This is a genomic window from Aquitalea magnusonii, from assembly GCF_003202035.1.
GTDB lineage: Bacteria > Pseudomonadota > Gammaproteobacteria > Burkholderiales > Chromobacteriaceae > Aquitalea > Aquitalea magnusonii.
Map to the genome: position 1 here is coordinate 45,643 of NZ_QJKC01000013.1, position 11,564 is coordinate 57,206.

Annotated in this window: 11 protein-coding genes; 3 read left to right on the top strand and 8 right to left on the bottom strand. The window is 49.9% G+C overall.

The annotated features are described in order from the left end of the window. Position 1 precedes the first annotated feature (1 nt). From DFR38_RS14300 to DFR38_RS14310, 3 genes are all read left to right on the top strand, one after another. Positions 2-514 carry a DUF3592 domain-containing protein gene (locus tag DFR38_RS14300; protein ID WP_082693226.1) on the top strand — a complete coding sequence of 171 codons (513 nt, stop codon included), beginning with the start codon at positions 2-4 and terminating at the stop codon, positions 512-514. Next, complete coding sequence (locus DFR38_RS14305) at positions 507-974, top strand: DUF3592 domain-containing protein (protein ID WP_059284339.1); 468 nt, start codon at positions 507-509, stop codon at positions 972-974. The genes DFR38_RS14300 and DFR38_RS14305 overlap by 8 nt, the downstream gene beginning before the upstream one ends. A gap of 186 nt (positions 975-1,160) precedes the next feature. Continuing rightward, on the top strand, positions 1,161-1,895 hold the full coding sequence (locus tag DFR38_RS14310) for an S-methyl-5'-thioinosine phosphorylase (RefSeq protein ID WP_059284340.1): 735 nt from the start codon (positions 1,161-1,163) through the stop codon (positions 1,893-1,895). A gap of 88 nt (positions 1,896-1,983) precedes the next feature. On the opposite strand, the gene DFR38_RS14315 is transcribed toward DFR38_RS14310, so the two are convergent. Genes DFR38_RS14315 through DFR38_RS14350 form a run of 8 tightly spaced genes read right to left on the bottom strand, consistent with a single transcriptional unit; the run spans position 1,984 to position 11,439 of the window. Then, a complete protein-coding gene (locus DFR38_RS14315; RefSeq protein ID WP_059284341.1) occupies positions 1,984-3,765 on the bottom strand; it encodes a glycosyltransferase family 2 protein in 1,782 nt (593 codons plus the stop codon). Positions 3,766-3,809: 44 nt separating this feature from the next. After that, on the bottom strand, positions 3,810-5,201 hold the full coding sequence (locus tag DFR38_RS14320; protein ID WP_059284342.1) for a radical SAM protein: 1,392 nt from the start codon (positions 5,199-5,201) through the stop codon (positions 3,810-3,812). Between the two features lie 22 nt (positions 5,202-5,223). Then, positions 5,224-6,273 (bottom strand): alpha-ketoacid dehydrogenase subunit beta, encoded by a 1,050-nt coding sequence (locus DFR38_RS14325; RefSeq protein ID WP_204377376.1) that lies wholly within the window; start codon positions 6,271-6,273, stop codon positions 5,224-5,226. Between the two features lie 2 nt (positions 6,274-6,275). Continuing rightward, complete coding sequence (locus DFR38_RS14330) at positions 6,276-7,244, bottom strand: thiamine pyrophosphate-dependent dehydrogenase E1 component subunit alpha (protein WP_059284344.1); 969 nt, start codon at positions 7,242-7,244, stop codon at positions 6,276-6,278. A gap of 6 nt (positions 7,245-7,250) precedes the next feature. Further along, positions 7,251-8,351, bottom strand: a complete 1,101-nt coding sequence (locus DFR38_RS14335; protein WP_059284345.1) for a radical SAM protein — start codon at positions 8,349-8,351, stop codon at positions 7,251-7,253. Positions 8,352-8,362: 11 nt separating this feature from the next. Then, positions 8,363-9,877 carry a PfkB family carbohydrate kinase gene (locus DFR38_RS14340; RefSeq protein WP_059284346.1) on the bottom strand — a complete coding sequence of 505 codons (1,515 nt, stop codon included), beginning with the start codon at positions 9,875-9,877 and terminating at the stop codon, positions 8,363-8,365. A 1-nt stretch (position 9,878) separates the two neighbouring features. Next, positions 9,879-10,451, bottom strand: a complete 573-nt coding sequence (locus DFR38_RS14345; RefSeq protein ID WP_059284347.1) for a D-sedoheptulose-7-phosphate isomerase — start codon at positions 10,449-10,451, stop codon at positions 9,879-9,881. After that, positions 10,438-11,439 (bottom strand): SDR family oxidoreductase, encoded by a 1,002-nt coding sequence (locus DFR38_RS14350; protein WP_059284348.1) that lies wholly within the window; start codon positions 11,437-11,439, stop codon positions 10,438-10,440. Before DFR38_RS14350 ends, DFR38_RS14345 begins: the two co-directional genes overlap by 14 nt. Positions 11,440-11,564 lie beyond the last annotated feature (125 nt).

Below are 11,564 nucleotides of genomic sequence, written 5' to 3' on the forward strand. Positions count from 1 at the left end.
CATGCCTCTATCCCCCCGCCTGCAGACATCCATCCTGATGCTGGCCTTCCTGCTCAGCCTGTCCGGGCTGGTGTATCTGCTGCTGGATCCGGCACGCAGTGTCAGTCACTGGCAGCCGGCCCCCGGCCATGTCGAGTCCAGCCGCATCCTGGTCAGCAGCCCGCCCGAGCACCCCGACCAGATCCACTGGGAACCTTATGTGCAATACCTGTACACGGTAAACGGCGAGCTGTACCACGGCGATCAGCTATACGCAGTGGCCGCCGGCCTGCCCGGTGACCACAGCAGCGCCGAAGACATCACCCGCCGCTTTCCCGCCGGCAAGGCGGTGGTGGTGTATTACAACCCGCAACAGCCAACCCGTGCCGTGCTGATTCGCGCCGGTGACAGCAGCATAGGCAGCGGGCAGTTCATTCTGGCGGCGCTCAGCACCCTGTTTGGCTGGGCCCTGTTCGACCGCCTGCTGCAACGCTGGCGGCTGGGGCGCAGTCACCGGGTGGTATCGCATGGTTGAAAAGCTGCTGCAAAGCGTGATGCTGCTGGCCGGACTGGCCGCCTTCGGCTATCTGTGGTGGCTGGGGGCCAAGGGGGATGCTTCGGGCAGCTGGCCCAGTGCCGTCGGCACCGTGCTGGAAAGCCGGCTGGAGCAGCGCCAGGTCAATGCCGGGGGGGATCGCGACAATACCTGGGAATATTTCCCGCAGCTGCGTTACCGATATCAGGTGCAGGGTCAGACCTATCAATCCGGCAACCGCCGCTTCCCCAATCCCGGTTACAGCCGCAGCCAGCAGGAAGTGGCTGCCATCCTGGCACGCTATCCGGCAGGGGCGCAGGTGAGGGTGTATTACAACCCGGCCAATCCGGCAGAAGCCTGTCTGGAAACCGGCCAGCACTGGACGGCCTGGGTGGGCAAGGCCATTGCGCTGCTGATGGCCGTGGTGGCCGGCTGGCTGCTGTGGCGCGGACAAAGCTGAAGCCTTGGCACGGCGTGATCTGGCACGGTGGATCGCCGCCACGCTTTGCCGTCCGTTTTTCCATGCAAATCGACTGTCAGACGGGATAAAGCAATTCATCCCCTCAGCCGATTTAAGCCATAATGCCGACAAAACCAAGCCGCATGGCACTTGCATCCACGCCATGCCATAACAAGGGGAACGACTATGTTGGCCATTATCGGAGGCAGCGGCCTGGCCAAGCTGCCGATTCTGGAAGTGACCCATCGCCAGGTGGTAAGAACGCCTTACGGTGATCCATCCTGCGCGCTGACTTTTGGCCGCATCGGTCAGCAAAACGTGGTGTTCATTGCCCGCCACGGCCATGGCCATTCGCTGGCACCGCATGAAATCAATTACCGCGCCAATATCTGGGCGCTACACAACCAGGGCGTCAAGGGCATCCTCTCCATCGGCTCGGTCGGCGGCATCCGCGCCGACATGGGACCGGGCATGCTGGTGGTGCCGGACAACATCATCGATTACAGCTGGGGTCGCAAGCACACCTTTTTTGATGGCCCGGAGCGGCCGGTGGTGCATGTCGATTTCAGCAATCCCTACGACGATGGCCTGCGCAGCAAGCTGATCGAGGCGGTCAAGGCCAGCGGCAAGCCGGCGCTCAATCAGGGCATTTATGCCTGCACCCAGGGGCCACGGCTGGAAACCGCAGCAGAAATCCTCAGGCTGGAGCGGGATGGTGCCGATATAGTCGGCATGACCGGCATGCCCGAAGCCTGCCTGGCCCGTGAAATGAACCTGCCCTATGCCCACCTGTGCCTGGTGGTGAACTGGGCCGCCGGGAAGGGCGGGACGGCCACGGTCGATTTTGATCCTGCCACCGCGGAAGCGGGCATGAATGATGTCACTGCAGTTCTACACTCTCTTTGCATAAACAGAGAGTAAGGTTGTATTGCCTACCGCCACAGCGGTAACTGCATATTGCCTGCGGGCAATATGGCTTACCGCTGTGGGCTTGGTCTGAAATGCTGTGTCAGTTGAAATTCAGTCCGGCAGCGGTTGGATGATCCGCAGCTAAAACTTTACGGCGCGCATCGATCACTTCTTGTATTCCCATATCGCTATATCTGCCGTAGATGATTTCAAAATCATGCTTCATGTTCTGCCAGGCCTGCACGGTTCGGGAATCATATTCCTGCCCATTCCCTAGTCTGCGTCTTACCTGTACCGTTGTATCATTAAAATGAACAAATGGAATCGTACGCGAAAGGCGTATCAGTAAATCCCAATCTTCATGTGAAGCCAGACTTTCATCAAATCCCCCCACCTTTTCAATAGCCAGCAAGGGGTGAGCCAGTGCATTGATCGGGATATAGTTGGTAATTTGCAGTCTGTTGAAATCAAATTTCTTGCAAGCCATCATCGATTTACGCTGATCCTCGCGCAGACCGAAATTGACCTGCTCGGTAATAAAGTGTGCATTGCCAAACACCAAAGCGCCAGGATTGCGACAAGCCTCGTGATGCAAGCGTGCCAGATGGTGCGTGTACATCAGGTCATCATCATCAAGATATACGACATATTGACCACGGGCCAAGCGCAATGCCAGATTTCGTGCGGCTGCGACGCCTCTATTCGGCTGACGCACATACGTAATATTCAGATCTTTGCATAGCCATTCAAGCAAATTTTCCTGTGCAGGTCCACCATCATTGACCATGATGATTTCGAAATTTTTGTAGGTTTGGCTGGCGATGCTTTGCAGGGCATTGACTGCAAGATGAGGACGATTATAAGTCGTCAGGATAATGCTAAAGAATGGCTGGTTAGGGTCGATGGGATCGTGCAGTGATGATGATATATCTGTTTCGGTAAAGTGTTGTTTGGTCTGCGGTGCCGATTGGGAAATGACTTTTTCAATGTGAGAAAGTAATTGATTGGCACGCTGCTCGGCCAGAGATTTGCGATATTCAAATTCAGGTAGTGCATTTTGAACAAAAAATTCAAATTTGGACTGATATAAGCGAACAATATCGGCTAGATGCGGCAAAAGTCGGTCGACATTTTCAGCAGTAAAGTATTTTTCCAGTAAAACGGAGTGTTCAAAAAATGCCAGTCCAGAGCGTCCATAGCGATCGCCGGAGGAAGCTTGCTGATTATGTAGTCTAAAGATGGAAATTTCACTATTGATAAAAGCACTTTGCACTCCCTTCAGGGACAGGTTCATTACCTTGTCCCAGTCTGTGGCACGGAAGAAGCGCTCTGTGTCAAAAGCAGACAGCTTGGTATCGAAAAAGTCCTCGCTACCCAGTATGTTTCTTCGGAACATGCTGGCACCAATATTGATGTAGCAGTCAAACTTGAGCAGCTCCGGTAACTCATCGCGACTGGCAAAGTAGTCCTGTGTCAACCAGCCGGGATGTTGCAAGGGGATGCTTCTCTCATCCTCGGTGAGCATGGTGTAGCGACCGAATACAAAGCCACACTCCGGATGCTGGTCTAAAACATCTTTGAGTTTTTGCAGACTATTGGGCACCAGCATATCGTCTGCGCCAAGCAGCACTACATAGTCGCCGCTTGCCCGTTTTATGCCTTGATTGATATTGCAGGTGGCACCTAGGTTTATTTCATTCTTTACATAAGTAATACGCGAATCGGCATTCGCATATGTCTCGGAAATGGATTGTGTTTCATCGGTAGAGCAATCATCACAGATAATAATCTCAACGTCGTTGATGTTTTGTTGCAAGATGCTATTGATTGCGCTGGGTAAAAAGCGAGCATAATTATATGCCGGTATAATAATCGAGATCATTTTAGTCCAATAACTTGTTTAAAATTGAGGCAGCATTGTCAGCGTCAGATAAAGTTGACGTGCTCGGGTGGGTTTTTCAGATCCCACAGGAACTTGTTGACATAATCTTGACGGCAGCCAATTGCACAATCTTTATGGACATCGACTGATGCGGCTACATCTTGATGCACCGCCCAATACCGGTCACCCATCACGATATCAAAGAAGGATTGCTCGTGTAGGTCGCCGATGTAAAACCTTTCCTTGTTGAAAAATGGGCCGCAGGGATAGATTTTTCCATTCCCGGATATCTGTAGTAAAAATGGGGTGCCATGACAGACGTCGTATTTTCGGAATCCGTTTTTATACAAGGAAGATTCACCGGCAGCATTGATTTTATTCCACTTCGCCTGCACCACATAGTCTGGTGTGGAAAGGCTTTCAGCCTTTTTCAATACATCAGTAACGGAAAGATATTCATCGTAGTTGATGCCAATCTCTTTGTATTCCGAGTCAGAGCAGTGCTTGATGACAAAGTAGTCAACACCCAGCTCTGCGCCAAGCATTGCTTCAGGAATGACTTCGTCAAAACACTCAGGTATCAAAACCATTTGCAGACCAATTGTGCACTTGTAGCCATATTCTTTTTTGATCTGAACCAGCGCACGTATTTTTTCAATCAGCAGATCAAAATTTTCCTCTCTGGATTGATGTACACGGCGGAATCCCTCTCGCGTCCCTGCGGATAGATTGAAACGGATCCAGCTCATATTCTTTAGCAAGTCATGGGCACGATCCATATCCAGCTGCAGACCGTTGGTGGCCATCGAGGTATCAATGCCTAATTCACTGGCAAGCACCGTCGCATCATAGAGTGCAGGATTCAAGGTCGGTTCGCCATCGCCAATAAACCCGATAGAGCGTACGCCCAGCTTGCCGCAGTCCTGAATATAAGATAGCAGTGCCTCTCGACCGATCATTGTTCCTTTGGTCATGTTTTGCACTACGGCATAGCAGTAAATGCATGCAGTATTACAAAACTTGGTCAGACCCATATCGATATGAATGGGTGCAAAGCGTTCTCCATTTTGCCAGGCCAGGACGCGATCCAGATGGTGCAGCATCTTGTGGCCATCGAAACGGAATCGTTCAGCCTTGTTGCGATAACTTGGCCCGGTGAACTGGTTTGGTACGGCAGTTTCCTCTTCGTCGGCAAGCCGAATGACACCAACCTGGCTGCCTTCCTTATAAAACTCAATTTTCTGCCCACTGCTTTGGCTCAGTTGGCGACTGTCAAGCAAGTCCTCTGGCTCTGCCAGTGCTTTCCGATTGACAATGACATTGGATGTGCGCAGTTTATGGCCGGGGTTGCGTGCCAGGGGGGCTTCATCAGGAATCATGGTGGTGGTTTTTTGACCGAACCGGTTGATCCCTTCCTTAGGCTTGTTATCGCTCATGCTGTTTCCTTTTATGTGCAGTTCAGAAGGGGCCGGTAAACCAATCCCCGGGCACGTCATGATGAAGTCGTGGTGGTGGCAGGGCCTCAAGGGGCAGAGACTCAAGTCCCAGCATTTCTCCCACGCTGGTAATGATATCTTTAGCCTCCGTGTAGAAGGCTCGACTCAGACCATAGCTTGTTGGCTCTGGGCAATCTGGCGCTGTCAGCCGCCGAGGGGCGCAGCGTAGTGCTGACCAGTGTGTCATGCAGATACGGGCAATGATTTCCCCGGCTACAGAGCATGTTGCAGCCCCGCTATCCAGTACCAGCAGTCGGCCGGTTTTGACCACGGACGCTTCCAGTGTTGCCATATCCAAGGGTTTGATACTGCGTAAATCGATCAATTCGCAATGAATGCCAACCTCTGCCAGTGCCTGGCAAGCATGGCGGGCTTCCGTGACCAGATAGGACATGGCCACGATGGTGATGGCATCACCCGCTTGCAGCGTATGTGCTTTGCCAAGCGGTACACGGTAGTCACCAACGGGAACATCTTCGGTAGCAGGGTGTATCCACCGGTGCTCAAGAAAAAGGACTGGATCATCATCAAAAATCGCAGAAAGGAGCAAGCCCTTGGCATCTGCTGCGCTGGAGGGCATGACCACCTTCAAGCCTGGAACGTGGGCAAACCAAGCCTGGAGGTTCTGCGAGTGGGTAGGACCCTGACCCCAGCCACGACCCATGATGAGGCGCAGGGTCAACGGCACCTTATGCTCCGCACCAAAGGTGTAGTGCCATTTTGCGGCATTATTGACGAGCTGATCCATGGCAAGCAGGAAAAAATCCAGCCGCTGATGGCACATCACTGGACGCAGGCCACCAATTGCAGCACCAATGCCGATGCCCGTCATGCCATTTTCCGCAGTGGGCATGTCAAAAACGCGATCTGTGCCGAATTGTTGTTGCAAGCCGGCGGTCGTGCCAAAAATTGCCTTGGGATCATCTACACCCAAACCGTAGCAGATGACTGCAGGATCATGCTGCATGGCGATATGCAGGGCTTCATTGATGGCTTGTGCGGCATTCATCATGCTCATAATTGCGGCCCCAAAACCGTTGCGTAGATGCCGTCCATGCCACTAGAAGGATCAGGAAACGGAGCGGTATCGGCTTTTGCGAAAGCAACATCAATGCGATGCGCGATTTTGGTTTCCATGGTATTCAAATCTTCAGCACAAAGCTGTAATCGTTCGATGAGCTGCTGAATCGGATCCCGACTTTTCCAATAGGCCAGTTCCCCATGTGGTCGGTAATTAAGATGATCATCATCATAAGGGCCACAGTGTTCAAGCCAGCGATAGGTTGGCATTTCTATGAAATAAGGGCCCAGCCCATTCCGGATCGCGCTGATAGCCGCATTTGTAGCGGTGTGAACAGCTTCCACATCGTTGCCATCCACAACGACAGTATTTAGGCCGATGGCCTTTGCCAATTCGGCCAAGGATCTGTTTTTTGGTTGTCTTTTATCAAGCGAGCTATAGACAGAGTAAAAATTGTTCTCGCATGCAAACAGCACAGGGAGATTCCGTACTACGGCAAAATTGGCACTTTCATAAAATGCCCCTTCTTCGGTTGCACCATCCCCTAAAAAAATGCAACTTATCCGGTCACTGCGCTTTTGCTTTAGCGAGAGCGCCAATCCAACACCAACAGGAATGCTGTTACCTACGATGGCCGTACTGGCGACAAAGCCAACTTTGGTATCAGACAAATGCATTGAGCCACCTCGGCCCCCGCAGCAGCCTGTGGACTTGCCGTGTAGCTCAGCGATAAGGGCGTCAAGATCTCCCCCCTTGGCCAAATAGTGTGCATGAGCACGGTGCGTGCTGACAGCCAGATCCGTCGCTTCAAGCGCTGCGCAGACACCAACTGCGGCGGCTTCTTGACCAATCGATAGATGTACCGGGCAGCGCATCTTCTGTTCTGGATAATGCCTTGCGATGGCCTCTTCAGTACGCCGTATCAATAACATCTGCTCAAGAAAGAGGGTAGAAAGGCTCATGATGTCTCAGATGAAATTGACGTGTGGAACATTATTGTTAATCAGTCGATCAAGATAGCGATTGACTTCATCCATGCGACAGTTACGACGGCAATCCTGAATGTTCAGGTTTTCCCGTACATAATGGAAGTTTTCCTGTCTGCGTGCACCTTGCCAAATGCTTTGAAAACTACTTTCATTGATGTTTCCATATTCGAAACGCTTATCCAGCAAATAAGCGCTGCAACCATAAACACGACCATCTGCCATGATATAAGCCCAAACAAATGGCGTTGCATGACATTTCTGGTAGCGTTGCTTAGGGTCTTCCATGTATTTGTGCATGGTATGACTTCGGAAAATCAGCTGAAAGCGTTCTGTATTGAATTTTGCAAGCTCAGCTTCCATATCAAGGTAGGGCTGATAGTCCACGCTCTCGTATTGATGTGTCTCACTGAAAAGATGCTGGGAATATGGTTTGATTACAAGGTAATCGCAGCCGATCTCATCTCGACAGATGCGTGCCAATTCCAACATGTCGGCGGCGTTCTCCGGGAGAAGTAAAGCCTGCACGCCGATTGTGCAGTTGATATTGTTCTCATGTTTGAAAGCAACCGCGCGTTTGATGTTTTCTAATACGCGGATGAAATCACGTTCGCGGGTTTTATGAATTGCAGCATAAGAGGCCGCATTGCCCGCATTTAACGATATTTTTATCCAGGAAATTTTATCCAGGGATTTTTCAATAAACTCCTGATTCATCAGGACGCCATTTGTCGTAAAGGCAACATCAATTCCGGATTTTTTGGTCAGTGCGACAATGTCATTGATTTTTTTATGCAGCAAGGGCTCACCTTCCCCTGCATACATGATGCTTTTTACACCAAGACTACCCATTTCAGGAAGTCGCTGCTCAAGTATGGAGTAATCCAGCATGCTGGATTTATAACCAATATAGTCTACCGCACAAAAGGTACAGCGATGATTGCATGCGCCAACAGGTGATAATTCCATATAGATGGGATAGATCTGCTTGGCCTTTTCCCAATCGTCACCAGTGTCAAGTAAGTCGGCCACCCGTTTCGGATGATAAATCAATTTATGGCTGTCAATCAGGAAGGCATCCATGGCATTTGGCCCTATTTCAATAAGGTAGTGGCGTATTTGGCAAACAAGACAGGATCAACCGGTTCTCTGTTGCAAACAATCTGAACATCCAGGGCTGCGGCAATGCTGCCAGCTAACACTGCTGCGGGGGTACTGTCTGTTACTGCCATGAATAAACCACCGAGTGATAAAAAGGCATCACCCGCACCGATACGGTCGACTACATGTGAAGATAGCGCCGGTATTGCCAGCGTACTTTGCTTGTCAACAATTAATGCACCTTTGAGGCCTCTGGTAATGGCTACCGCTCGACTATCCAGTCGAGTCAATAGTTCCATGGCAACATCTTCTAGTGGTGACTGCCGGTCATGGGTTGCCAGGCGTGCTTCAGGCTCGTTCAGACAAATAAAATCCGCTTTAGGATAACGAGTAATAATGTGATATCCGCGGTTTCCACTATTGATCTGTGTATTGACCACTAAAAAACGGGCATGATGCGAAATGGTTTTTGCCATTTTCTTACTGATCATGCCATTCCCGAAGTCGGGCACAATGACCAAATCATAGTCATTGGCATATTGCTCAATCCAGGAGCAGAAATCTTGCTCAAGATCTGGATTGTCTTCTTCTTCACCACCAAAATAGACTTCAAATAGCCGCTGCAGATCCTGATCAACAAAGCGCCGTTTAATCAGTGTCGGCGCATTTTGAAAATGTCGGTATTCTAGTGTGACATTGGATTTCAGTTTTGATTTAATATAGTCAATGCCATCATCTTTTCCCAGGGCCGTCAGCAAAGTCACGTTTTGGGTAAATCCTGCAATGTGGTTTGCCACTGCAACCGCACCACCTGCAAACCTTTCCTCACTTTGGTGACGTACTGCTAATGAGGTTCCCTTGCCGGTCTGCCCTAAAGTGTGGACATAGTGATATTCATCGATGATGGTATCACCTATCACAAGCACATTAAGCGATTTGAGTGACTGGATATGCTCAAGGAATGAACTGAGAGGGCTGGTTTGTTTAAACTGCTCTAAAAAAAGACGAGTATCCTGAGGTAATACATCGAAATGGGTGTTTAGCAGCTTGGTTGAGCTGAAAGTAATTTCATCGGTAAAGTAGATATCTCCACCGTTGGATCTGACCGCTTCAATCTCAAGCGAAATATTACCTGTAGTGTCTTTAGTGGGATCCGCATAGTCACTTCCTTTAACGTAGAGGAATGGCTTTATTTTCTCTATCGCTAAAATGGCTGTCTCTGCGTTGCTGATGGCAAGAAAATCTACACAAGATAAGGCTGCAAGATTTTCGGCGCGCAATAACTCAGAGAAGACTGGTCTGCCTGGCCCTTTTCGCACAAAATCGTCTGATGTTATCGTCACAATTAGCACATGGCCCAAGCTTCGGGCTAATTGCAGGTGTTTGATATGACCGGTGTGCATCAAGTCAAAAGTGCCGTGGCAATGAATGACTTTTTGTCCGGAGCTTCTGAGTTGTTCGGTAATGTGTGCCAACTCATCAAGAGTCTTGATTTTTTCAGTGCTCATTTTAATTTTCTGCAAGTGAGTCCGAAAGATAATGCAAAATAAGCTGGTGGCCGACTTCAACCATGCCATAATCGTCAGAAGGCAACCAGATGTTGATCATGCCTTTACTTCTAAGGTGGTTATTGGCCGAAAAGCCTGATAAGGTGATAATGTTAGCCTCATTTGCTAGCGCGCTATCACAGGCCTGTAGAATATTGGCAGACTGACCAGAGCTGCTGACAGCCAGTACGACATCGCCGCTTCTGATGTATCTGCTTATTAACTCCTGATACGCGTTAGCGTATCCATAGTCATTACTCATGCATGTCAACAACGATGGCTCTTGCAAAACATGAGCACGCAACCTGCACTTGTTGACCAGATCGGTTTGTACGTGGGCAACCAATGCAGCACTACCACCATTTCCTAACAGATAGACATCTTTTCCTTCGGCGCGCACCGATAGCAGCACTTCTTTGGTGCGTTGCAAGGAATGTTCAATACTCATGGGAATATTGTTTCCATCCGTAGCCTGTGCTTGCGCCAAAATGCCTTGAAACTGCTGGCTGTATATGAGGAAGTTATCTGTCAGCATGTTGACTTCCCAGGTGGGTAAACCAGGATCTCGTGGCTTTATCAATCGATTCAGCGGTCCAGACAGGGGCGTCAGACCAGTCTTGTATGGACGATAGCATGATTTTGACGCCCTCTTCGAAGCTAACCTTCGGTTTCCAGTCCAGGACTTGTTGTATGAGTCTGGTGTCGGCGAAAGTGCAGTCTGGCTCGCCGGGGCGCTTGGGAATGAAAATGTGCTCTCCTCCAAGTAACTGAGCCAGGTAGAGGACACTGTAATGGTTACCGCTACCCACATTGAGCGCTCGGCCGCAAATGTTAGAGCGTGCAGCAGCAATGAAGGCATTGGCGACATCTGTAACAAAGGTGAAGTCACGTGTCTGTGATCCATCCCCTACAATTGTCAATGGTAAACCTTTTAGCTTTTGTGCAAGAAACACACCAAATACCGCGCCATAAGCTCCACTGGTTCGAGAGCGTGGGCCGTAGACGTTGAACAGTCGAAGTGACAGGGCTGGCAATTGGTAAACCTTGGCCCAATGCAGTACCAATTCCTCCCCCATGGCCTTGGTTAATGCATACGGATATTCGGGTTGTAAAGCAGCTTGTTCACTGGTCGGATAGCTATCAGGAATGCCGTAACTGGAGGATGAGGCCGCATAAACAAACCGTTGGATGCCATGTTCTTTGGCGGCCTGCAGCACATTGAGCGTACCGTTGACATTGACATCAAAATAGTCTTCAGGTTGTTCGATAGATGGGACGATATCCGATCGTCCAGCCAGGTGAATGACCCAATCGACACCATGGAAATATGTTCTGATCAGCTGTCGTTCGCGGATATCAGCGCATATGAATTGAAATTCCGGGTGGTCGATGAAACCAGCCAAGTTACGTTCAGTGCCTGTCGAGAGGTCATCAAGGGCCAAGACTGTGTGTCCTTCTCGAAGCAGCAGATCACAGACATGACTGCCAATGAAGCCTGCGGCTCCTGTAACCAGTACTCGCATGGAGTGTCCTTGTTGTAGCTGAGTAGGATGATGAATTTTTATCGTCAAATCGGGGTAAAACTTAAGCAGCAAAGGCAGTTAAGTTTTGCGCCATATTTTAAATTATTTAATTTAAATTAATTTAA